This is a genomic window from Bradyrhizobium sp. SK17 (assembly GCF_002831585.1).
Lineage (GTDB): Bacteria > Pseudomonadota > Alphaproteobacteria > Rhizobiales > Xanthobacteraceae > Bradyrhizobium.
In genome coordinates, this window is the sequence record NZ_CP025113.1 from 672,159 (window position 1) to 695,754 (window position 23,596).

Genomic DNA, 23,596 nt, shown 5'->3' on the forward strand with positions numbered 1-23,596 from the left:
TTCGAACTTTGTTATCCGGCGGCGATCGCTGCCGTTGCCTGGTCGGGATTGAGCACGCCGCCGAAGATCAAGGCTTCCATGTGCTTGATGTATTCGCGGCAGACCTCGTCGGTGACCGGACCGACGCCGACCGCGCGCGACATCGCATGGCGGCCGAAGAACAGGTGATCGCAGGCGCCGATCAGGCTGGTGTAGAACAGCACCGGATCGATCTTGCGGAATTCGCCGGCCTTGATGCCCTCGGCGAGCAGCCGGCGGTGAAAATCCAGGAGCGGCGCGACGAAGAATTTCGACACTTCGTTGGCGGCGGAAGGCGAGCTCTCGTGCAGGAGATAATGGATCAGCCGGTTCATATAGGGGAACTGGTGATAGGCACGGATGATGCCGCCGATATGCAGGCGCAGTTTCGCCGATGGCGTGATCGGCTGGCTGATCAGGTATTCGAGCTGCGACATCTCGGTGGCGGCATCGCGCGCCAGCAGGGCCAGCAGCAGCCCGTCCTTGTTGCCGAAATGATATTTCACCAGGGCCGCGTTGACGCCCGACTTCTGGGCGATGTCGGACAGCGAAACCTCGATCGAGGCGCGCTCGATCATCAGCTCGCTGGCTGCGACCAATAGCTTGTCGGCGGTGGCATTTTTGCCCGCGGCGAGTTTCGTCGGTACGCTGGTGTTCAACTGCGCTCTGGTCCCGCTCTGTGTCTGGACACGACGGTAAATCGAGGCCGCACATAAGCCCATGGCGGGGCTGCACTCAAGAGTTAATTGATTGATTGACTAAATGCTGAGCCGCCCCTTAAATCCGGCCCAACTCAAAGAGCGATCAATCCAGAAACATCAGGGAGATCAGACATGGCCGAGGCCTATATCGTCGCCGCCGCTCGCACCGCGGGCGGCCGCAAGGGAGGGCGTCTCGCCGGCTGGCATCCGGCCGATCTGGCCGCCACCGTGCTCGATGCGCTGGTCGATCGCACCGGCGTCGATCCCGCGCAGGTCGAGGACGTCATCATGGGCTGCGTGATGCAGGCCGGCGAGCAGTCCACCAACGTCGCCCGCAACGCTGTGATGGCCTCGAAGCTGCCGGAGAGCGTGCCCGCGACCTCGATCGACCGCCAGTGCGGCTCCTCGCAGCAGGCGCTGCACTTCGCCGCGCAGGCGGTGATGTCTGGCACCATGGACTGCGTGATCGCCGCCGGCGTGGAATCGATGACCCGCGTGCCGATGGGCCTCGCCTCCTCGCTGCCGGCCAAGAACGGCTTCGGCCATTACAAGAGCCCGGGGATCGAAGCGAAATATCCCAACATCGTGTTCAGCCAGTTCACCGGCGCGGAGATGATGGCCGAGAAGTACGGCCTGTCGAAGGATGAGCTCGACGAATATTCCTACAACAGCCATCAGCGCGCGATCGCGGCGACCCAGGCCGGCCACTTCAAGGACGAGATCGTGCCGGTCCAGATCACCCGCGCCGACGGCTCGACCGACACCCACCACATCGACGAGGGCATCCGCTTCGACGCCAGCCTCGACGGCATCAAGGGCGTCAAGCTGATCACCGAGAACGGCAAGCTGACCGCGGCCAGCGCCAGCCAGATCTGCGACGGCGCCTCCGGCGTGATGGTCGTCAACGAGAAGGGCCTGAAGGCGCTCGGCCTCACGCCGATGGCGCGCATCCATCATCTCACCATGATGGGCGGTGATCCCGTGATCATGCTGGAAGCGCCGCTGCCGGCGACCCAGCGTGCCCTGCAAAAGGCCGGCATGACAATCGACGACATCGACCTGTTCGAGGTCAACGAAGCCTTCGCCTCGGTGCCGACCGCATGGCTGAAGACCACCGGCGCCGACCCGGCGCGGCTCAACGTCAATGGCGGCGCGATCGCGCTCGGCCATCCGCTCGGCGGCAGCGGCACCAAGCTGATGACCACGCTGCTGCATGCCCTGAAGCAGCGCAACAAGCGCTACGGCTTGCAGACCATGTGTGAAGGCGGCGGCATGGCCAACGTCACGATCGTCGAGCGGCTGTAGGAAGAGTCCGCATCGGCGGCCACAACAATAGTGTCGTCCCGGCGAAGGCCGGGACCCATAACCACAGGCACCTGTGGTTAGGCCCGGCTGGGGCCACAGCCCAGTCCAACAACAAAAATTTGTGGTTATGGGTCCCGGCCTTCGCCGGGACGACCACTATTGATGCCTTGAGGAAACACAATGACCCACCCCTCCATCCACGCGCGCAACCATCCGGACAAGATCGCCTACCAGATGGCGGGCAGCGGCAAGGCCATCACCTACCGCGAGCTTGACGAGCTCTCGAACCAGGGCGCGCATCTGTTCCGCTCGCTCGGCCTGAAGCCCGGCGACCACATCGCGATCCTGATGGAGAACCGCCTCGCCTTCATGGAGATCTGCTGGGCCGCGCAGCGCTCGGGCCTCTATTACACGGCGATCAGCCGCTATCTGACCGAAGAGGAGATCGCCTACATCATCAAGGACTGCGGCGCCAAGGTGTTCATCACCACGCCGCAATGCGCCGACAAGGTGAAGGGCCTGATCAAGGGCGAGGCGGGCGAGCCGCTGTTTTACATGATGGACGAGCCGGCGCCCGGCTTCCGATCCTACGACAAGGAAGCCGCCGCGCAGCCGACCACGCCGGTGGCCGACGAGGTCGCGGGCTACGACATGCTGTATTCCTCCGGCACCACCGGGCGGCCCAAGGGCATCAAGAAGGAGTTCGAGGGCAACCGGATCGATGTGCCGAACCCGTTCCTGCGGATCCTCACGGCTGACATGTGCGGCATGAATGCCGACTCGATCTACCTGTCGCCGGCGCCGCTCTATCACGCGGCTCCCTTGCGCTTCAACATGATGGCGACTGTGCTCGGCGGCACCTCCGTGATCATGGAGCATTTCGACGCCGAGGACTTCTTGAAGCAGGTCGAAAAGCACAAGGTAACGCAGTCGCAACTGGTGCCGACCATGTTCGTGCGCATGCTGAAGCTGCCCGACGAGGTGCGCGCCCGCTACAAGGTGTCGTCGCTGAAGGGCGCGATCCACGCCGCGGCGCCCTGCCCGGTCGATGTGAAGGCGAAGATGATCGAGTGGTGGGGGCCGATCCTAATCGAGTATTACGCCGGCTCCGAAGGCAACGGCGTCACGGTCTCGACCTCGCAGCAATGGCTGACCCATCGCGGCACGGTCGGCCGCGCCGTGGTCGGCAAGGTCAAGATCCTCGACGAGAACGATCAGGAAGCGCCGATGGGGCAGATCGGTCAGGTCTATTTCGCCGACGCGCCCGTGTTCAGCTATCACAACGATCCGGAGAAGACCAAGAAGGCCTACAACGCCAAGGGCTGGTCGACGCTCGGCGACGTCGGCTATCTGGATGAGGAAGGCTTCCTCTATCTCACCGACCGCAAGAGCTACATGATCATCTCCGGCGGCGTGAACATCTATCCGCAGGAGACCGAGGACGTGCTGATCACGCATCCCGCGGTCTCCGACGTCGCGGTGTTCGGCGTACCGAACGAGGAGATGGGCGAGGAGGTCAAGGCCGTCGTGCAGCCGCATGACATCGGCAAGGCCGGCAAGGCGCTCGAGGCCGAGTTGATCGCGTTCTGCCGGCAGCATCTGTCGCCGATCAAATGCCCGAAGAGCATCGACTTCGAGCAGGAGCTGCCGCGCACGCCGACCGGCAAGCTGGTGAAGCGCCATCTGCGCGATCGCTATTGGCCGAAAGCGCCGGCGAAGGCGTAAGCCCAGCTACAACTCCGCCGCCGGCTCGCAGGCTGCGGAGGTGGCGGCGCGCAGGTGCAGTTGGCCGTGCTGGCCGGTGCTGGTCGTGGTCCACTGCGCATCGATCTGCTGGAGATCGGCCGACAATTTGCCGCGATGGCTGCCGTCGGTCTCGAATATTCCGTTGCCGTCAGGCGAGCGCTCGAAGATCTCGACCTCGAGATCGGACAGCCGGATGAACATCCGCACGCCGATCTTCGTCACCTGACGTCCGGCTTCATATGAACCGCAGCCGAACGCTTCCGCGTTCTGCTCGTTCAGGGGCTGCACCTTGTCGAAGGTGATCACGACGTTCTGCACCGTGGTGTCGCCGTCCCACAGGAATTCGCCGATATAGGCATGCGGCAATTTCTCGGTCAGCTGCTTGATGTCGGCCGCGCGCACGGCCGACATCAGCACCAGGCTCGCGGCTGCGACAGTCAGACCAAGCTGCAATATCCAGCCGGGCAGCCCTGCACTCCTCGCGTAGCGCATGCGGTAGGCATCCCCTGAGCAAAGTTGCTATCGTGACACAATGGCCGCCAGCATACAGCCAAATGCGCTGGTTGTGCGGCGATGCCCAACAGGTGATCCCAGATGGAAGCTCTTCCCGATATCCCGCTGCCCTCCACGATCCGCTCGCGCTATGTCGACGGGATCAACGGCCTGCGCATGCATGTGCTCGAAGCGGGCTTCGAAACCTCCGGCCGCCCCAGCCTGTTGCTGCTGCACGGCTTTCCGGAGCTGGCGTTTTCCTGGCGCAAGGTGATGCCGAAGCTCGCCGCGGCCGGCTATCACGTGATCGCGCCCGACCAGCGCGGCTATGGCCGCACGACCGGCTGGAGCGCGGATTATGACGGCGATCTCGCCCCCTTCCGCCTGCCCAATCTGGTGCGCGACGCGGTCGGACTGGTCGCGGCGTTCGGCTACAAGCACGTCGATGCCGTGATCGGGCATGATTTCGGCTCGTCGGTCGCGGCGTGGTGCGCGCTGATCCGCCCCGACGTGTTCCGCGCCGTGGTGATGATGAGCGCGCCGTTCTCAGGCCCGCCGTCGCTGCCATTCAATACGGCAAACGAACCGGCGGCGCCCGCGACCGAAGATCCCGTGCATCGCGAGCTCGCCGCGCTGTCGCGGCCGCGCAAGCATTACCAATGGTACTACTCGACGCGACCGGCCAATGCCGACATGCATCACGCGCCGCAAGGCGTGCACGACTTCCTGCGCGCCTACTACCATCACAAGAGCGCGGACTGGAAAGACAATAGGCCGTATCGGCTGGAGTCATGGTCGGCGGGCGAACTGGCAAAACTGCCGACCTATTACGTGATGGATCTCGCCAAGGACATGGCCGCGACGGTCGCCGAAGAGATGCCGTCGCGCGCCGCGATCGCCGCCAACACCTGGCTGCCGGATCGCGAGCTCGCCTATTACAGCGCGGAGTATCAGCGCACCGGATTCCAGGGCGGGCTGCAATGGTATCGTTGCGGGACGTCGGGCGCGTTCGTGCCGGAACTGCAAACCTGGAGCGGGCGCAGCATCGACCAGCCATCCGCGTTCATCTCGGGCAAGCAGGATTGGGGCACCTACCAGCGGCCCGGCGTGTTCGAGGCGATGCAGGGCAAAGCCTGCACCAGGATGATCGGCTGCCATCTGGTCGACGGCGCCGGCCACTGGGTACAGCAGGAACAGCCGGACGAGGTGAGCCGGCTGCTGTTCACTTTCCTGCGAGAGGCCGGCATCGGTCCGTAAGGGCGTCAGGGTGAGAACGCTTCTAATTGATCTTCAAAGGCTTTTCTCCTTCGATCCCGCTCCGGTGACCCGTTCGGCGCACGCCGGTCGGGAACGCCAGATTTGACCTCGTTGGGAGGCAAAGCTAGATTAGAATTATTCTAATTCTAATCTAGCTGAAGAAAGTGTTGCCTTGAAGAGTTTCGCCGATCTGACCGAGCGCGAGGTGCTTGCGGTCGCGATTGCCTCCGAGGAGGAGGACAGCCGCATCTATATGAGCTTCGCCGAAGACTTGGCTGAACGCTATCCAGATACCGCAAAGATCTTCGAAGAGATGGCCGAGGAGGAGCGCGGCCATCGTCACCGGCTGCTGGAAACCTACGAGCAGCGCTTCGGACCGCACCTGCCGCCGATCCGGCGCGAGGACGTCAAGGGCTTTCTGCGCCGGCGCCCGATCTGGCTGACCAAGAACCTGCCGCTGGACACCATCCGCAGGGAAGTCGAGACCATGGAGCTGGAAGCCGAGCGCTTCTACGCCAGGGCTGCCGAGAAGGCCGAGGATACCGGCGTGCGCCGCCTGCTCGGCGATCTCGCCGAAGAAGAAAAGAGTCACGAGAAGCTCGCGGTCAAGCTGACCGGCGAGATCCTCAAGCCCGATGTGCGCGCCGAGGAAGACCGCACCCGGCGACGCATGTTCGTGCTGCAATACGTGCAACCGGGCCTCGCCGGATTGATGGACGGCTCGGTCTCGACGCTGGCGCCGCTGTTCGCCGCCGCTTTCGCCACCCATCACAACTGGCAGACCTTCCTGGTCGGCCTCGCCGCCTCGATCGGCGCCGGCATCAGCATGGGCTTTGCCGAGGCGCTGTCCGACGACGGCTCGCTGACCGGCCGCGGCTCGCCCTGGCTGCGCGGCATCACCTGCGGCTTGATGACGACGCTTGGCGGCCTCGGCCACACCATTCCCTATCTGGTGCCCGACGCCTGGCCCAACGCATTCTGGATCGCGACCGCGATCGCCGGGATCGTGGTGTTCTTCGAATTGTGGGCGATCGCCTTCATCCGCTCGCGCTACATGGACACGCCGTTCTTGCAGGCCGTGTTCCAGATCGTCCTCGGCGGCGCGATCGTGCTCGCGGTCGGCATATTGATCGGCGCGGCGTAGCTGAGCGGGCGGGGGCAAAGATGCGGCATCACCATCAAGCCCGCTATTTGGCCAGCGCTGCGCTTGGTGCCGCGCTGCTCTCATGGAGCGGCAGCGTGCGGGCGACCGACGAGATCCAGGTCTACAACGCCGCCATTGCCGAGGTCGGGCAATTCACCATCCAGCAGCATCTCAACTATGTCGGCGTCGGCCAGAAAGACCCGCCGTTTCCCGGCGGCTTTCCGTCCAACCACAGCCTCAACGGCACGCCGGAATTCGCCTATGGCATGACGGACTGGTGGGAGCTCGGGCTCTATCTGCCGTTCGCGGTGCAGGACCAGCAGTTCCTGTCCGATGCGTTCAAGCTGCGCACGCTGTTCGTCTCGCCCAACGCCGACAAGCGCAACCTGTTCTACGGCATCAATTTCGAGCTCAGCTACGAGATGCCCAAATTCGCACAGACCCGCTGGGGCCTCGAGATCCGGCCGATCCTCGGCGTGCGCAACGCGGACTATGAATTCATCGTCAACCCGATCGTCGACGTCGGCTTCGGCAGGTATGGCGAGGCGGACTTCGCACCGGCCGCGCGCGTGGCGCGCAAGCTGAAGGACGATGTCTATGTCGGCCCCGAATATTACGCCGACTTCGGCAAGATCGGCAATTTCAGCCCGCTGGCACAACAACAGCACACGCTGTTCGCTGTCACCGACTTCAAGGTCGGCGACGTCGACATCGATTTCGGCGTTGGTTACGGCCTGACGCCGGCGTCCGACCGGCTCGTGGTCAAGACCATCATCGGCTACGCATTTCCGGTGCCCGGAGCCAAGGAGGCTGCGGGAGAGCGATCGAGCGCGAACGGCGCAATCAATCCGATGGCACATCTGTCGGCGCGCACCACGCCGTATTAGCACGCTCCAGATCCCTGGCAGCTCGCGCCCACGCAATTGCGATCAAGTGAACCTTGCCCGTCTGCTCCATTCTGCGCATGATCGCCGCCAAAACCAGGGAGCATGCCGTGGCCAAATCGCAATGGAGTTTCAAGACCGCCATCGAACTGTCGGAGGCGTTGCGCAGAAAGCAGGTCTCGGCGGTCGAGCTCGCGGAAGATGCGATCGGCCGCATCGAGCGCCATGACGGCAAGGTCAATGCGATCTGCGTCCGCGATTTCGAGCGCGGCCTTGCCGCCGCACGTGCCGCCGACGCCGCGATCGCGCGCGGCGAGCACAAGCCGCTGCTCGGCATCCCGATGACGGTGAAGGAATCCTTCAACGTCGCCGGACTACCGACCACCTGGGGCTTCCTGCCGCAAAAGGACTTCGTCCCGGCCGAGGACGCGCTCTCGATCCAGCGGGTGAAGGACGCCGGCGGCGTGATCCTCGGCAAGACCAACGTGCCGGTGGGGCTCGCCGACTGGCAGAGCTATAACGAGATCTACGGCACCACCAACAATCCCTACGACCTCGGCCGCACGCCCGGCGGCTCCTCCGGCGGATCGTCGGCGGCGCTCGCCGCGGGTTATGGCGCGCTGTCGCTCGGCTCCGACATCGGCGGTTCGCTGCGCGTGCCGGGATTCCACTGCGGCATCTATGCGCACAAGCCGACCTTCGCGCTGCTGCCGTCGCGCGGCCACACCCCGCCGCCGCTGCCTCCGCTCCCGTTCGATCGCGACCTGTCGGTGATCGGCCCGATGGCGCGCGGCGCGGCCGATCTCGCGCTGGTGCTCGACGTGATGGCCGGCCCCGACCCGCTCGAAGCGGGCAAGGCCTACCGGCTCGACCTGCCCGCGGCGCGCCACAGTACGTTGAAGGATTTCCGCATCCTGGTGATCGACAGCGATCCGGTGCTGCCGACCGATAAGGTGATCCGCGGAAGCATCGACAAGCTCGCCAGCAATCTCGACAGGGCCGGCGCAAAGGTGTCTCGCACAAGCCCGCTGCTGCCGGACTTCGCCGCCTCCTCGCGGCTCTATATGCGGATCCTGCTGTCGTTCCTGGCGGCGAGCTTCCCGCCGGAGGTCTATGCCGGCGCCAGCGCCGCCGCGGCGGCGCTGCCGGCCGACAACACCAGCCTGCAAGCCGAACGGCTACGCGGTATCGCGCTCAGCCACCGCGACTGGGTGATCGCCGACGGCGGCCGCGCCCGGCTGCGCGCGCAGTGGCGCGAGCTGTTCAAATCGTTCGACGCGGTGATCTGCCCGATCATGCCGACTTCGGCCTATCCGCACGATCATTCGCCCGACCAAGAGCAGCGCAAGATCCTGATCGACGGCGAGCCGCACGTCTACACCGACCAGCTCGCCTGGCCCGGCATCGCGACCCTGCCCGGCCTGCCCTCCACCGCGATCCCGACCGGCTTTGCGCCCGACGGACTGCCGATCGGCGTGCAGATCGTCGGCCCGATGCTGGAAGACCGCACGCCGCTGAAGCTCGCCGAACTGATCGAACGCGAGTTCGGCGGCTTCGTGCCGCCGAAGGCGTTCGATGATTGAGTGACGCGCGCCGTCATTGCGAGCGAAGCGAAGCAATCCATATATCCGCGTATGCGGAGGCATGGATTGCTTCCTCGCGGAGCCGGTCATCGGGCGCGCATTCGGGCGACCCGCTGGCTCCTCGCAATGACGAGGGGAATAGGGAGAAAACCAAATGAGCAACGACCTCGAAGAGCTGACAAGACTCAACAAGGATTACGTCGATTCGGTGCAGAACTGCGACGTCAAGCGCTTCGATGAAATCCTGGCGCAGGATTTCTACTGCACCAATCCCGACAAGAGCCTGGTCGATCGCGCCGCCTTCCTGAAGCAGACGGCGATCCCGGTGAAGATCAAGGGCCTCAAGGCCGAGAACGTCAAGATCCGCATCCTCGGCGATTTCGCCATCATCCACGCCCGTACCAGCTACAGCACCGCGGATGGCGAGCCGATGCACGGCTGCTACACCGATTGCTGGGCGAGGCAGAACGGCAAGTGGCTCGCGGTGTCCGCACACGTGGCGCGGTGAGGGCGAACACAACACCACCGTCGTCCCGGCGAAGGCCGGGACCCATACGCCGAGTCTGCGCTTTGGGCACAGGGTTGGACGGCTTTCTTAACCATCCAAACGGTGGTGGTTATGGGTCCCGGCCTTCGCCGGGACGACGCAAATTTAGCTGTCGAACATGATCACGCTGCGCAGCGTCTTGCCGGCTTTCATGTTGGCAAAACCCTCGTTGATCTCGGAGAGCTTCAGCTTGGCCGAGATCCAGTCTTCCAGATGCAGCTTGCCGCGCATGTAGAAGTCGACCAGGCGCGGCATGTCGACGCGGAAATGATTCGAGCCCATCGACGAGCCCTGGATGCGGCGCTCGCGCAGGAAGTCGAAGCCGTGCAGCTCGATCTTCTGGCCGAACGGGATCATGCCGACGATGGTCGCGGTGCCGCCCGCGGCGAGCATGCCGAAGGCCTGCTCGGCGGTGTCCTTGCGGCCGAGCACCTCGAAGGAGTGATGCACACCGCCGCCGGTGAGTTCGCGCACCTGCTGCACCACGTCGCCGCGGGCCGGATCGACGATGTCGGTGGCGCCAAGCTTGGTCGCGAGTTGCAGCTTGGCCGGATTGGTGTCGATCGCGATGATACGGCCGGCGCCCGCGATCTGCGCGCCGTTGATCGCGGCCATGCCGACGCCGCCGCAGCCGATCACCGCCACGGTCTCACCCGCGGTGACCTTCGCGGTATTCACCACGGCGCCGTAGCCGGTGATGACGCCGCAGCCGATCAGCGCGGCGAGATCGAGCGGCATCTCCTTCTTGATCTTCACGATGGCGTTCTCGTGCACCAGCATCTGCTCGGCAAAGGACGACAGATTGAGGAACTGGTTGAGCTTCTCCTTCCGGCCCCAGGACAGCCGGTTGGAGGCGCCAGGCAGCATCTTCACCGTGGTGTCGGTGCACAGCACGGTGCGGCCAGTGGTGCAATTATCGCAGGTGCCGCAGAACACCGAGAGACAGGTGACGACGTGATCGCCGGGCTTCACGTAATTGACGTCGGAGCCGACCTTCTCGACCACGCCGGCCGATTCATGGCCGAGCACCGCCGGCAGTGGGTGCGGGTAAAGTCCTTCCATGAAGTGCAGGTCGGAATGGCAGAGGCCCGCGACCGCGGTGCGGATCAGGACCTCGCGCGGCCCGGGATTGGGCACGCTGACATCCTCGATCACCAGCGGCTGATTGACTTCATGCAGAACGGCGGCCTTCATCGGAATTTCCTCTCATGTTTTTTTGTTACGCACGCTCTCCACCTCTCCCGCAGGGAGAGGTCGGAGCGCATCGAAGATGCGGTCCGGGTGAGGGGTTCGGGCCTATCGACAGAGCACTACCCCTCACCCGGATCGCTGACGCGATCCGACCTCTCCCTGCGGGAGAGGTGAGACTGCGTGAGCGGCCACTGCGAGCCTACGCTGCGACAAGCAATTCGCCAACCTCGGCCATGCCGATCGCGCGATCACCGAGCAGATGCTCGGTGATCCGGCGCTGAACGGTATTTTCCGCAAGCCGGAACGGATCGCCCGGCATCACGCGGTGATCGATCACCATCCGCGACAACAACAGCCGGCGTGCATCGCCGCGCATCTCATGAATGCGGCCACCTTCCCAGGCCAGCGCGACGGCGCTTGCGACATGATAGAGCAGGCTGGTGGCACGCCGCGCATCGCCCTCATTGTCGATGCGGCCTGCGACCTCGCGGGCAAACGCGATCGCGCGGTCGCTGAGCTCGCGCAGCCGGTTGCGCCAGGCCTGCGGCACATTGGCGCTGTCATCGAGCCGCGCATGCAGATCGGCGGCGAGCGCGTTGTCGGCGCCATGGCGTCCGACTGCGCGCTTCAGCGCATCGATTGCGACGATGTTGCCGGTGCCCTCCCAGATCGAGCCGAGGTGCGCATCGCGCAGCAGGCGCGGCGTGACGAATTCCTCGATGTAGCCGATGCCGCCGCGCATCTCCATGGCATCGCCGCAGACTTTTCGGGCGTCACGGGTGGCGCGGAATTTCAACGTCGGAGTCAGGATGCGGAGCAGCGCCGCGGCGTCCTGGCTGCCGGCCTCGGCGCGGTCGAGCGCATCCGCGGTGAGGAAGCTCATCGACAGCGCCTGCTCGGTCGGCAGCATGATCTTCATCAATTGCCGCCGCGCCAGCGGCAGATCGATGATGCGCTGGCCGAACACCACGCGGTTCCGCGCCACGGTGATGGCATCGTGCCAGGCACGGCGCATCAGCGCGGTCGATTTCACGCCATTGGACAGTCGCGACGAATTGACCATCTCGGCCATCTGCACGAAGCCGCGGTCGAGCTTGCCGACCGCATAGGCGATCGCGCCATCGAACTTGATCTCGCCGGAAGCCATCGAGCGGGTGCCGAGCTTGTCCTTCAAGCGCACGATCCGGTAGTGGTTCTGCGAGCCGTCGTCGAGGAAGCGCGGCATCAGGAACAGGCCGACGCCTTTGGTGCCCGGCCCCGCGCCCTCGGGGCGCGCCAGCAGCATCACTACCTTGGCATCGGCATTCGAGCAGAACCATTTCTCGCCATAGAGCCGCCAGTGATCGCCCTCCTGCACCGCGCGCGTGGTCAGCGTGCCGACGTCGGAGCCGCCTTCCTTCTCGGTCATGAACTGGCCGCCCTGGGTCAGTCTGCTCATGTCGGTCTGGGTCAGGCCGTCGAGATATTTCGCCTTCAACGCCTCGCTGCCGAAATTATTCAGCAGCTTGGCGCAACCGTCGGTGACGTTGATCGGGCAACCCATGCCGAATTCGGTCTGGTTGAACAGGAAGGTGAAGGCATGCTTGGCGACCACGGGGTATTTGTCGGGCCAGCCCATGATGCCCTTGCGGATCGACAGCGCGTGGATGCCGAACTCGCCGAACGCGGCGTTCTCGATCTCGCGATAGGCCGGATGATATTCGATGGTCTGGACGTCGCGGCCGAACTTGTCGCGCTGGTGCAGCACTGGCGTATGGCGATCGGCGAGCCGCGCGCATTCATCGAGATGGCCGCCGGCCAATCCGCCGAGCCGGTCGAGATGCGGCTCGATGTGGCGGAACAAGGCCTCGGGCAAATGCAGCTTGAGAAGATCGGTCAGCGCGGGATCGGCGCGGTAGAAATTCATTCCCGTCGTGTCGGGCGCCAGCAGGCCCGGCTGGCTGGTGGGCGACGAGGTCAGATCCTGCGTATGCTGCTGCATTGAATTCCCGGCTTCGGTGCTCATTTGTTTGGGCACGACTATCCTCCTCCGGCCGAGCAAAGGAAAGCCCAATGGATATTCCGAAGTACAAGATCGCCCTGATCGTCGGCGCCGGCGAGGGCCTCAGCGCCTCGCTCACGCGGCTATTTTCGCGAGAGGGAATTCGGGTGGCGCTGGGCGCCCGCAGCATCGAGAAGCTCGGCGCGCTCTGCACCGAGACCGGCGCGAAGGCCTATGCTTGCGATGCCACCAAGGCCGAGGAGGTCGAACGCCTGTTCGGCCTCGTCGAGCGTGAAATCGGAACTCCGGATCTCGTGGTCTACAATGCTTCCGGCCGATCGCGCGGACCCTTCGTCGAACTCGTGCCCTCCGAGGTCGAGCAGGCGATCGCGGTGTCGGCGTTCGGCGGCTTCCTGGTGGCGCAGGAGGCGGCGAAACGCATGGTCCCCAACAAGAAGGGCGCGATCCTGTTCACCGGTGCCTCCGCCAGCGTCAAGGGCTATGCGCAATCGGCGCCATTCGCGATGGGCAAATTCGCGCTGCGCGGTCTTGCGCAGAGCATGGCGCGCGAATTGTCGCCACAGGGCATCCATGTCGCGCATTTCGTGATCGACGGCGGCATCCGCAGCGCCGCGCGCACCGAGCCCGTCGACAAGCCGGACTCGATGCTCGATCCCGACGCGATTGCCTTGAGCTACTGGAATGTGCTGCAACAACCGCGCAGCGCCTGGACCTGGGAGCTGGAATTGCGGCCCTGGGTTGAGAAGTTTTGAGATGACGAAGATCATGCAACGGGCGTAACGTCGCCCACAACAATCCGCCGCATCCATCATTGCGAGCGGAGCGAAGCAATCCATGCCATCACGAGCGGCGACATGGGTTGCTTCGGCGCTTTGCGCCTCGCAATGACGACGAACAGGGGAAGGAACCATGACCACCGAAATCAAGATCGAAACCGGCACCGACGAACTGCTCTGCGTGATCCGCGACCGCGTCGCCATCATCACGCTGAACCGCCCCGACGCCCGCAACTCGCTGTCGGACACGCTGACGCCCGCGCTGCGCACGATGATCCGGACCTGCGGCGAGAACCCCGAGGTCGGCGTGCTGCTGGTCACCGGCGCCGGCAAGGCGTTCTGCGCCGGCGGCAACGTCAAGGGCATGGGTGCCAATCGCGACCCGAAGAAGCTCGAAATGTCCTATGAGGACAAGGTCGCGGATTTGCAGGAGCGCCAGCGCCTGCTCACCGGCGCGCTCGCCTCGGTGCGCAAGCCGACCATTGCGGCGCTGCCCGGCCCCGCGGTCGGCGCCGGCCTCGCGATCGCGATGGCCTGCGACATCCGGATCGCCGCACAATCCGCCTTCGTCTCGACCGGCTATCTGCGCGTGGCGCTGAGCGGCGATTACGGCATGGCCTGGCTGTTGACGCGGCTGGTCGGCACCTCGCGCGCCCGCGAGCTGATGTTCACCTCCGAGAAGGTCGATGCGACGAGGTGCGAACAGATCGGCCTCGTCAACCGCGTGGTGCCGGACGAGGCGCTGCACGACGAGGCGTTCGCGCTGGCGAAGTCGATGGCCGAGGGCCCGACCCTGGCGCTGCGCTACATGAAGGACAATCTCGACGAGGCGCTGCAATTCGATTTCGCCACCGCGCGCGACCACGAGGCCGAGCGCCTGATCCGCCTCACCACGACCGCCGATCACAAGGAGGCGGTGCAGGCCTTCATCGAGAAGCGCAAGCCGGTGTTTAAAGGGAATTGAGCGCATAGCGCCCTCGAAATCACCTCTCCGTTTTGTGGGAGAGGTCGGATTGCATCGAAAGATGCAATCCGGGTGAGGGGTTCAAGCCCCTCCGTGAGGACGAGCCTGCCGCGAGACTGCACCCCTCACCCGCAGCGCATTCCGCTGCGCTGCATGCACTGCGGCCTCTCCCACAAGGGGAGAGGCGGCAGCGGAGCAAGCGGTGAAGGCAGAGAAAGAAAGGGCCCGGTTCTGGGGAGGCCAGAACCGGGCCTAGTCAGTCAAACCGCAAGCGAGGACATCGCGGCCGAGCGGGAAGTGGCGGCAAGCCGCCAGCTGGCACATGGAATGTCTTGCGGCTCGACGTGGAGCTCTTTCGCGAAGCGCACCAGCTTCCAGTCGCCGGGGCTTTGCATAAAGGCGTAGTCGGACTTGCGAGCGAGGCCGATCATGCTGGCATTGGAACGCAACGTGTCGCCAAAGATGCGCTCGGCTCCGAAGGACGCCGCGCGGCACTCGAGATTCTTCAACAGTGCCTTGCCAATGCCGTGGCCCTGCCACCGGTCATCGATCGACAGGCCGAACTCGACGCTCGACGTATCGGCATGGAAGGCGTAGCGCGCTTCGCCGACGATGGTCTCGAAACCATCGACCAGCATCGTCGCGACCACCGTGAACCGGTCAGCCTCGCCGACATGGATGAAGCGCTCGAGCTCCGTCTTCGGCAGCTCGCTCAACGCGCCCAGGAAGCGGTTGTAACGGGAACTCGCGGAGAGCGAACGGATGTAGCTCTGCAGCTCCTCGCGGTCGCGCGGCTCGACGAAGCGCACCTTGATCTCGCTGCCGTCCTTGGCGCGCAGCACATCGGAGTATTGCTTCAGATCATCGAGACGCAGCGCAGTCATGACACGCTCCTCGGGCGAAGAAATTGGCCGGCGTCCCTCATTGAGGCGGCGCCAGCGAAGGCGTCCTTCTCAGGCCCGCCAGAACGGCTTCTCGGTTTCGAAAGCGATGTCGCTGCGGGACATGCCGATGTCGTGCAGATCACGCTCGGTCCACTGCGACAGTTCGCGGCGGCGCTCGTAACGATCCCACCAGACATGGATCGTGTCGCTGACCTGATTCAGCAGCCCCGGCGTATGATGATTTGTCATCGATTCATGCGTGAAAATGGACATTTGCGGCTCCTATCGGTAACCTGTTGGCAGGAATATCGGAGCTATTCGGTCCGTTCACAAACGACACTTTGTACTGCTTCGCATGAATTAAAGTCATGTATTTGGAGGCATTGAAGGGATGACCAGCCGGCTGCCTTCACTGAACGGCCTGAGGGCCTTCGAGGCCGCGTCGCGACACATGAGCTTCACGCTGGCGGCGTCCGAACTGAACGTGACGCAGACCGCGATCAGCCATCAGATCCGGCGGCTCGAGGAAGAACTCGGCGTCCGCCTGTTCATCCGCCAGAACCGCTCGCTGAGCCTGACACCGGAGGCTACTGAATACCTTCCCGGCGTCCGCGCCGCGTTCAACGACCTCAGGCTGGCGACCGACCGGCTGCTGCGGCGGGACGACGACCACGTGCTCACCGTCTCGACGCTGGCATCGCTCGCGGCCAAATGGCTGCTGCCGCGGCTGTCGGCGTTCCAGGAGGCGCATCCCGGGATCGACGTCCGCATCACCACCTCGACCAGCCTGGTCGACTTCCAGCGCGACAAGGTCGACGCCGCGATCCGCTATGGCCGCGGCCAATGGGCGGGGCTGCGCGCGGACTGGCTGATGGCGGACGAGCTGTTTCCGGTGTGCAGCCCGTCGCTGCTGCAAGGCAACAAGCCGCTCAAATCTCCTGAGGACCTCAGGGACCACGTGCTGCTGCACACCGGCAACGCCAACAGCGACGACTGGCGGCTGTGGCTGACCGCGGCGGGCCTTCCGACCGACGTGTCCAAGCAGCCGGGCATTACCTTCGACATCCTGTTCGTCACCATCCAGGCCGCGATCGACGGCATCGGCGTCGCGATGGGCCGCACCTCCTATGTGCAGGACGACATCACCAAGGGCCGCCTCGTGGTTCCCTTCAAGATCGCGCTGCCCGCCGATGCCGGCTTCTATCTGGTCTCGCCGCAGGGACGCCCCGACGCGGCAAAGCTCTCGGCGTTCCGGTCCTGGCTCGGCGCTGCCGCGCATACAGCGCCCTGACGCCTTCTTCGCGCGCAGGCGCTCCGGCGATTTCGATCTACGGCTTTTTTCCGATGGCGGCGGCGTGATTTCAGGTTGGTCGCGCCGGACAGCCGTGCCAAATTGCCGCATACGGCAGTTAACTGCCTTCGCCGGCGAAACAATTTGCGCCGGCCGATTTTGCCACGGGGAGGAAAGGCCGTTATGTCGCAGTCGAGTCCATCGCAAATTCCGCAAATCAAGTCACGTCTCGGCGCGATCCTGCGCGCGACCAGCGGCAATTTCCTCGAGCAATTCGATTTCTTCCTGTTCGGCTTCTATGCGCAGGACATCGCAAAGGCGTTCTTTCCCGCCCAGAACGAGACCGCGGCGCTGCTCAATGCCTATGGCGTGTTCTGGCTCGGCGCACTGATGCGCCCGGTGGGCGCAATCGTGCTCGGCTCCTACATCGACCGTATCGGCCGCCGCCAGGGCCTGATCGTGACACTGGCGCTGATGGCGCTCGGCACGGTGGTGATCGCGTTCTGCCCGCCCTACGCATCCATCGGCATTGCCGCGACGATCATCGTGCTAATCGGACGGCTGATCCAGGGATTTTCCGCCGGCGTCGAACTGGGCGGCGTCTCCGTCTATCTCTCCGAAATCGCGACGCCCGGCAACCGGGGCTTCTACACCTCGTTTCAATCGTCCAGCCAGCAGGTCGCAATCTTCGTCGCTGCGATCATTGGATACGTGTTGCGTGAGGTAATACCTGGTGACACCTTCCTGGATACGCTCGGCGGCGTTGCGAAGTGGCGCATCCCGTTCTTCATCGGCTGCCTCATCATTCCCGTGATCTTCGCGTTGCGGCGCTCGCTCGAGGAAACCCCGGCCTTCCTGGCCATGAAGAAGCATCCGACGCCGAGCGAAGTGTTCGCATCGGCGATCGAAAACTGGCGCATCGTCATCCTCGGCATGATGATCGCGGTTCTGACCACCACGACGTTCTACTTCATCACGGTGTATGCGCCCGGCTTCGGTAAGGAGCTGCACCTGTCGGCGTCCGGGACCCTGCTGGTGACCCTGCTGGTCGCGGTGACGAATTTCATCTGGAATCCGGTCGGCGGCGCGCTGTCCGACCGGATCGGCCGCAAGCCGGTGCTGCTCGCGATCGCGGGTCTGTCGTTCGTGACCGCCTACCCGGCGCTGTCATGGCTGGCGCATGAGCCCACGCTCGGGAAACTGCTGGCGGTGCAGATGATGTTCTCGTTCTATTTCGGCGTCTACAGCGGCACCATGCTGGGATGCCTAGTCGAGATCGTGCCGGCGCATGTCCGCACCACCTGCTTCTCGATCGCGTTCGCGCTGGCAGCGGGCATCTTCGGCACCTCAACCCCGTTCGTGGCAACCAAGCTGATCGCAATGACCGGGCAGGACAAGGCATCGCCGGCGTACTGGCTGATGTTCGGCGCGGCGCTCGGCATCGTCGCCGCGCTGATCGTCTACCGCGGCGGCCAGACCATCGAGGAGCGCAAGACGGTCGCGGCCTGATGCTCCGCATGCAATTGGGGCAGGCCGATCGCCTGCCCCGGCATGTTGCTTTCCATGCCAACAACGATCACAAGAGCGCATGGTTGATCTGACGCGCAGGTTCGACGTGCTGGTGATCGGCGGCGGCAACGCCGCCTTATGCGCTGCGATCAGCGCACGGCGCGCCGGCGCCTCGGTGCTGGTGCTGGAAGGTGCTCCGAAATTCTACCGCGGCGGCAACACCCGCCACACCCGCAACATGCGCTGCGCCCATGACGCTGCGACCGAGATCCTCACCGGCCCCTATACCGAGGAGGAGTTCTGGAAGGATTTGCTGCTGGTGACCGGCGGCCAGACCGACGAGGAACTGGCCCGCTTCATGATCCACGAGTCCAAGGACATCTTGAACTGGATCGTCGAACAGGGCGTGCGCTGGCAGCCCTCACTCGGCGGCACCTTGAGTCTCGGCCGCACCAACTCGTTCTTCCTCGGCGGCGGCCGCGCGATGCTCAACGCGCTCTATCGCACCGCCGAGCAGCTCGGCGTCGACATCCTCTACAATGCCGAGGTGATCGACCTCGTGATCGAGCACGGCATGTTCCTGTCGGCGCAGCTCAAGCAGCCGGTCGGCGGCAAGACCGAGGTGCGGGCCTCGACGCTGGTCGCGGCCGCCGGCGGTTTCGAAGCCAACATCGAATGGCTGAAGCAATATTGGGGCGAGGCCGCCGACAACTTCCTGATCCGCGGCACGCCGTATAATCGCGGCGCGATCCTCAAGATGCTGCTGGCCAAGGGCGTGCAGGAGATCGGCGATCCGACGCAGTGCCATGCGGTGGCGATCGACGCCCGCGCGCCGAAATTCGACGGCGGCATCATCACCCGCCACGACTCCGTGGTGTTTGGCATCGTCGTCAACAAGCACGCCGAGCGCTTCTACGACGAGGGTGAGGACATCTGGCCGAAGCGCTATGCGATCTGGGGCCGCCTGGTCGCGGCGCAGCCCGACCAGATCGCCTACATCATCTTCGATTCGACGGTCGTCACGAGCTTCATGCCGACGCTGTTTCCGCCGATCGCGGGCGCGACGATTGCCGAGCTCGCCGGCAAGCTCGAGCTCGATGCCGCCGCGCTGGAAAAGACCATCACCGAGTTCAACGCCGCGGTGCGGCCCGGCACCTTCGACCACACCATCCTCGACGACTGCCGTACCGAAGGCATCACGCCGGCGAAGACGCATTGGGCCCGCAAGATCGAGACGCCGCCCTATCTCGCCTATCCGGTGCGGCCCGGCATCACCTTCACGTATCTCGGCACCCGCGTGAACAAGCAGGCGCGGATGCTGATGAAGGACGGCAAGCCGTCGGCCAACATGTTCGCCGCCGGCGAGATCATGGCCGGCAACGTGCTCGGCAAAGGCTACGCCGCCGGCATCGGCATGACCATCGGCAGCGTGTTCGGCCGCGTCGCCGGACGGGAAGCGGCGAAGAATGCGCGGAACTGACAGCGCGAGATGAGGAAGCAGCCATGCCACGCCTTGCGATCGTCGCCGCCGCTGTCCTGATGACCTCGGCCACCGCACACGCAGCCGAGCCGATCGCGCTGCGCGACATGGGCTCGTTCCATGTCGGTGGCCGCCTGGTCGAGATCACGGGCAAGCCGGTGAAGGAGGTCACCTTCACGCCCGGCGGCGTGCCGGCGAAGGTCGATCCGAACGGCACCTACCAGGTCGAACAGATGTATGTGCAGTACTTCCTGCCGCAAAATGAAAGGGGCGCCTATCCGCTGCTGCTGTGGCACGGCGGCGGCCTGACCGGCGTCACCTATGAAACGACGCCCGATGGCCGCGAGGGCTGGCTGAACTACTTCCTGCGCAAGGGCTGGAGCGTCTACAACTCGGACGCGGTCGAGCGCGGCCGCGCCGGCTGGGCGCAATATCCCGACATCTTCAAGGGCGAGCCGGTGTTTCTGACCACCGCCAATCCATTCGAGCGCTTCCGGATTGGCGACGGCCCCGGCTCCTACGACCCCGATCCGGCCAAACGCAAGCTGATGCCGGGGAGCCAATTCCCGAACGAGGGCTACGAGAACTTCGTCAAGCAGAACGTGCCGCGCTGGACCACGACCGACGACGCGACGATCGCGGCCTATATCGCCGAGATCGACCGCGTCGGTCCCTGCATCATCCTGTTCCACAGCCAGGCCGGCTCGTTCGGCTTCAAGGTCGCGCAGGCGCGTCCCGACAAGGTCAAGGCGCTGATCGCGATCGAGCCGGCCGGCGTCGGCGATCCCGCCAAGGTCGACGCGCTCAAGAACATCCCGACCCTGATGGTCTATGGCGACTTCATCGAGCGCGATTCGCGCTGGCCGAAGATCCGCGCCACCGGCGGTGCCTTCGCCGACGCCATTCGCGCCGCCGGCGGCAGCGTCGATGTGGTCGACCTGCCCAAGGTCGGGATCAAGGGCAATTCGCACATGATGATGATGGACAAGAACAATGCCGAGGTCGCCGGCCTGATCCAGACATGGCTGGAAGGCAAAGGGCTGACTAAACGATAGGAACCAGCGCGCGATGCACGGGACGAGGACATTGCAGGAGGCCGACCGTCTGATGACGGTGTGCAATTCCTGCCGTTATTGCGAGGGCCTGTGCGCGGTGTTTCCCGCGATGGAGATGCGCCGCGCCTTCTCCGACGGCGACCTCAACTATCTCGCCAATCTCTGCCATTCCTGCGGCGCCTGCTACACCGATTGCCAGTTCTCGCCGCCGCACGAATTCAACGTCAACGTCCCGAAGACACTCGCGGTGGCGCGCGCCGAATCCTACGCCGCCTATGCCTGGCCGCGCGCCTTCTCCGGCGCGTTCGCGCGCAATGGCCTGGTGATCAGCGTGATCACAGCACTCAGCGTCGCAGCCTTCATCTTCGGCTTCGCCGCGATCAACGACGTCAGCGTTCTGATGGGCATCCACACCGGTCCGGGCGCGTTCTACAAACTGATGCCGCACAACGCGATGGCACTGTTGTTCGGCCTCGCTTTGCTCTACGCGATCCTGGCGCTGGCGATGGGCGTGCGCGCCTTCTGGCGCGATATCGGCGAGCCCATTGGCATGAAGACGGATGCGAGGGCGCTGTTGCAGGCGATCCGCGACGCCGGCGAGCTGCGCTATCTCGACGGTGGCGGCGTCGGGTGCTTCAACGAGGACGACCATCCGACCGATCGCCGCAAGCTGTATCACCACTTCACCTTCTACGGCTTCGCGCTGTGCTTCGCCGCGACCTGCGTCGGCACGCTCTATCACTACCTGCTGGCGCGCGAGGCGCCCTATGCGTGGTGGGACCTGCCGGTGGTGCTCGGCACGCTCGGCGGCATCGGGCTCGTGATCGGCCCGATCGGGCTCCTGTCGGAGAAATGGAAGCGCGACCGCGTGCTGGTCGACGAGCAGGCCATGGGCATGGACACCGCCTTCATCCTGATGCTGTTCCTGACCAGCATCACCGGCCTTGCCTTGCTGCTGTGGCGCGAGAGCGCCGCGATGGGTCCGCTGCTGGCGCTGCATCTCGGCGTGGTGTTTGCGCTGTTCATCACGATGCCCTACGGGAAATTCGTGCACGGCATCTACCGCTTCGTCGCGCTGGTGCGCTACGCGCGGGAACGGCAGATGATGGCGGAATAACCTCTTCCGTCATTCCGGGGCGCGCGCAGCACGAGCCCGGAATCCATCGAGCCACAAGACAAGCGTAGAAATGGATTCCGGGCTCGCCGCTTCGCGGCGCCCCGGAATGACGAGTGGCCTACAGATCGACCACCACGTAGTCGCTCTCCACCGCCACCTTGATGGTCTCGGCGACGTACGGGCCTTTCACCACATTGGTGCCGGGCTCGACATTGACCGGATAGGCACGGACGCGAAAACGGCGCGGATCGCAATAGGATTGGCCGGTGCGGAGATCGAACTCCCAGCCATGCCAGGGGCAGCGCAGGATCTCGCCGAGCTTGGTGTATTCGATCTCGCCGGGGTCCGATGACGACGCCAGCCCGATCAGCGGCCCCTCGCACAGCGAGGCGCCCTGATGCGGGCAGCGGTTCAGCAGGCCGAAGAACTCGCCCTTGACGTTGAAGACCGCGATCGGCCGCCCGTCGATCTCGACCAGCTTTCGCGAACCCGGCGGCAGTTCATCCACCGGGGCAATCACATGACGCACCATCTTATGAGACACCGTAAAGCTGCTTGGCATTGTCGAGATAGAACGCCTGCTTGTGGGCGTCGCTGACACCGGCCGGCAGCACGCGCGACGGCTCGTCGAAGTCCCAATGCGGATAGTCGGTCGCGAACAACAGCCGGTCCCAGCCGATCCACTCGATGATCTGGAACAGATGGTCACGGCTCTCCGGGTCTTCCATCGGCTGCGTGGTCCACCAGATGTGGTCGCGGATGTACTCCGATGGCTTGCGCTTCAGATGCGGCACCTCGGCATGCAGGCGGCCGAACACCTTGTCGAGCCGCCAGGCCAGCGACGGCGCCCAGCCGAACCCGGCCTCGACCATCACCATCTTCAGTTTCGGGAAGCGCTCGAACACGCCCTCGAGCACCAGGCTCGCCAGCACGGTCTGCTGGCATTGCGAATGCCCGACCATTTCTTCGATATAGAAGCTCGGCCAGCCGGAGGCGGTGATCGGGTTGCCGCCGAAGCCGAAGGCGTGCACGCCGATCGGCAGGCCAGCCTCCTGCGCCGCCTCATAGATCGGCCAGTAACGGCGCTGGCCGAGCGGCTCGACATTGCGGCTGAGCAGCAGCACCTGGACGAAATTACTGTCGCCGGCGCGCTTGCGGATCTCGGCTGCGGCCGACACGCCGTCCTCATTGGCGACGACCACCGATCCCTTCAGCCGCGAATCCTTGGCTGTCCACTTCTCGATCTGCCAATCGTTGATCGCTGAGCAGATCGCCCCGGCGAGCTCCTGGTTGCGGATGCCCTGCCCGGTGTTGAGCGGGTTGAGCACGCCGAGCGCGACATTGTTGGGATCGAGATGCTGCTTCTGCATGAAGGACAGCGACGAGCCCTGCGGTCCGCCTTCCGGCGGATAGGCGTCGCGGCGCGAGGCATTCGGCTGCGCCTTCGGATAGGGCGGGCCGCCCATCATGCCCTGATAGGCATGAACGCCGAAGGTTTCGAGATGCGCGTGCCAGCGCTTGGCAAGGAATGGGTAAAGCTCATCGTTGGTCGCCCGCGCCGGATGGATGTCGCAATCGGCGATCGCGGTCTTGATGCTGGTTGACGATGCCGCTTCCGGGCGCTCACGAATCTGAACGTTCATTGCGTCG

At 64.6% G+C, this 23,596-nt stretch carries 22 protein-coding genes; 14 read left to right on the forward strand and 8 right to left on the reverse strand.

Features of this window, described 5'->3' with window-relative positions; translation table 11 throughout:
- Positions 1-11: 11 nt before the first annotated feature.
- Complete coding sequence (locus CWS35_RS03175) at positions 12-740, reverse strand: TetR family transcriptional regulator (protein WP_100950730.1); 729 nt, start codon at positions 738-740, stop codon at positions 12-14.
- 111 nt (positions 741-851) lie between these two features.
- Between CWS35_RS03175 and CWS35_RS03180 the strand changes: the two genes are divergently transcribed.
- On the forward strand, positions 852-2,024 hold the full coding sequence (locus CWS35_RS03180; RefSeq protein WP_100950733.1) for an acetyl-CoA C-acetyltransferase: 1,173 nt from the start codon (positions 852-854) through the stop codon (positions 2,022-2,024).
- Positions 2,025-2,204: 180 nt separating this feature from the next.
- The gene (locus tag CWS35_RS03185; protein ID WP_024581672.1) at positions 2,205-3,749 is read left to right on the forward strand and encodes an acyl-CoA synthetase; all 1,545 of its coding nucleotides are present in this window, start codon (positions 2,205-2,207) and stop codon (positions 3,747-3,749) included.
- A gap of 6 nt (positions 3,750-3,755) precedes the next feature.
- On the opposite strand, the gene CWS35_RS03190 is transcribed toward CWS35_RS03185, so the two are convergent.
- The gene (locus CWS35_RS03190) at positions 3,756-4,262 is read right to left on the reverse strand and encodes a hypothetical protein (RefSeq protein ID WP_024581671.1); all 507 of its coding nucleotides are present in this window, start codon (positions 4,260-4,262) and stop codon (positions 3,756-3,758) included.
- Between the two features lie 102 nt (positions 4,263-4,364).
- Between CWS35_RS03190 and CWS35_RS03195 the strand changes: the two genes are divergently transcribed.
- The 5 genes from CWS35_RS03195 (at position 4,365) to CWS35_RS03215 (ending at position 9,638) form a co-directional block, all read left to right on the forward strand.
- Positions 4,365-5,519, forward strand: coding sequence for an alpha/beta fold hydrolase (locus CWS35_RS03195; protein ID WP_100950735.1), 1,155 nt, complete (start codon positions 4,365-4,367; stop codon positions 5,517-5,519).
- Between the two features lie 172 nt (positions 5,520-5,691).
- Positions 5,692-6,663, forward strand: a complete 972-nt coding sequence (mbfA, locus tag CWS35_RS03200; protein WP_100950737.1) for an iron exporter MbfA — start codon at positions 5,692-5,694, stop codon at positions 6,661-6,663.
- Between the two features lie 20 nt (positions 6,664-6,683).
- Positions 6,684-7,550, forward strand: coding sequence for a hypothetical protein (locus CWS35_RS03205; RefSeq protein WP_100950739.1), 867 nt, complete (start codon positions 6,684-6,686; stop codon positions 7,548-7,550).
- Positions 7,551-7,657: 107 nt separating this feature from the next.
- Positions 7,658-9,130 (forward strand): amidase, encoded by a 1,473-nt coding sequence (locus tag CWS35_RS03210; RefSeq protein WP_100955978.1) that lies wholly within the window; start codon positions 7,658-7,660, stop codon positions 9,128-9,130.
- 154 nt (positions 9,131-9,284) lie between these two features.
- On the forward strand, positions 9,285-9,638 hold the full coding sequence (locus CWS35_RS03215; protein ID WP_100950741.1) for a nuclear transport factor 2 family protein: 354 nt from the start codon (positions 9,285-9,287) through the stop codon (positions 9,636-9,638).
- A gap of 144 nt (positions 9,639-9,782) precedes the next feature.
- Here the strand turns inward: CWS35_RS03215 and CWS35_RS03220 are convergent, their stop codons facing one another.
- A complete protein-coding gene (locus CWS35_RS03220; RefSeq protein ID WP_100950743.1) occupies positions 9,783-10,871 on the reverse strand; it encodes a Zn-dependent alcohol dehydrogenase in 1,089 nt (362 codons plus the stop codon).
- A gap of 196 nt (positions 10,872-11,067) precedes the next feature.
- Complete coding sequence (locus CWS35_RS03225) at positions 11,068-12,849, reverse strand: acyl-CoA dehydrogenase family protein (protein ID WP_100955980.1); 1,782 nt, start codon at positions 12,847-12,849, stop codon at positions 11,068-11,070.
- Positions 12,850-12,920: 71 nt separating this feature from the next.
- Between CWS35_RS03225 and CWS35_RS03230 the strand changes: the two genes are divergently transcribed.
- Together CWS35_RS03230 and CWS35_RS03235 are read left to right on the forward strand one after the other, a co-directional pair.
- Positions 12,921-13,622 carry an SDR family oxidoreductase gene (locus tag CWS35_RS03230; protein WP_024581663.1) on the forward strand — a complete coding sequence of 234 codons (702 nt, stop codon included), beginning with the start codon at positions 12,921-12,923 and terminating at the stop codon, positions 13,620-13,622.
- A gap of 157 nt (positions 13,623-13,779) precedes the next feature.
- Positions 13,780-14,610, forward strand: a complete 831-nt coding sequence (locus CWS35_RS03235) for an enoyl-CoA hydratase (RefSeq protein ID WP_024581662.1) — start codon at positions 13,780-13,782, stop codon at positions 14,608-14,610.
- Positions 14,611-14,870: 260 nt separating this feature from the next.
- On the opposite strand, the gene CWS35_RS03240 is transcribed toward CWS35_RS03235, so the two are convergent.
- Together CWS35_RS03240 and CWS35_RS03245 are read right to left on the reverse strand one after the other, a co-directional pair.
- Entirely contained in the window at positions 14,871-15,494 is a 624-nt protein-coding gene (locus tag CWS35_RS03240) for a GNAT family N-acetyltransferase (RefSeq protein ID WP_100950745.1), read from the reverse strand.
- A 69-nt stretch (positions 15,495-15,563) separates the two neighbouring features.
- On the reverse strand, positions 15,564-15,767 hold the full coding sequence (locus CWS35_RS03245; protein WP_024581660.1) for a DUF1127 domain-containing protein: 204 nt from the start codon (positions 15,765-15,767) through the stop codon (positions 15,564-15,566).
- Positions 15,768-15,885: 118 nt separating this feature from the next.
- On the opposite strand from CWS35_RS03245, the gene CWS35_RS03250 reads away from it, so the two are divergent.
- The 5 genes from CWS35_RS03250 (at position 15,886) to tcuB (ending at position 21,946) form a co-directional block, all read left to right on the forward strand.
- Positions 15,886-16,785: a transcriptional regulator GcvA gene (locus CWS35_RS03250; protein WP_100950746.1), complete on the forward strand. Its 900-nt coding sequence runs from the start codon at positions 15,886-15,888 to the stop codon at positions 16,783-16,785.
- Between the two features lie 183 nt (positions 16,786-16,968).
- Positions 16,969-18,294, forward strand: a complete 1,326-nt coding sequence (locus CWS35_RS03255; protein ID WP_024581658.1) for an MFS transporter — start codon at positions 16,969-16,971, stop codon at positions 18,292-18,294.
- Between the two features lie 79 nt (positions 18,295-18,373).
- The gene (gene tcuA / locus CWS35_RS03260; RefSeq protein ID WP_210202759.1) at positions 18,374-19,774 is read left to right on the forward strand and encodes an FAD-dependent tricarballylate dehydrogenase TcuA; all 1,401 of its coding nucleotides are present in this window, start codon (positions 18,374-18,376) and stop codon (positions 19,772-19,774) included.
- Between the two features lie 23 nt (positions 19,775-19,797).
- Positions 19,798-20,829: an esterase gene (locus tag CWS35_RS03265; protein WP_024581656.1), complete on the forward strand. Its 1,032-nt coding sequence runs from the start codon at positions 19,798-19,800 to the stop codon at positions 20,827-20,829.
- Positions 20,830-20,842: 13 nt separating this feature from the next.
- Positions 20,843-21,946, forward strand: coding sequence for a tricarballylate utilization 4Fe-4S protein TcuB (tcuB, locus tag CWS35_RS03270; protein WP_100950748.1), 1,104 nt, complete (start codon positions 20,843-20,845; stop codon positions 21,944-21,946).
- Between the two features lie 118 nt (positions 21,947-22,064).
- On the opposite strand, the gene CWS35_RS03275 is transcribed toward tcuB, so the two are convergent.
- The gene (locus CWS35_RS03275; RefSeq protein WP_024581654.1) at positions 22,065-22,478 is read right to left on the reverse strand and encodes a Rieske (2Fe-2S) protein; all 414 of its coding nucleotides are present in this window, start codon (positions 22,476-22,478) and stop codon (positions 22,065-22,067) included.
- A 1-nt stretch (position 22,479) separates the two neighbouring features.
- Positions 22,480-23,589: an amidohydrolase family protein gene (locus CWS35_RS03280; RefSeq protein WP_024581653.1), complete on the reverse strand. Its 1,110-nt coding sequence runs from the start codon at positions 23,587-23,589 to the stop codon at positions 22,480-22,482.
- Between the last annotated feature and the right edge of the window lie 7 nt (positions 23,590-23,596).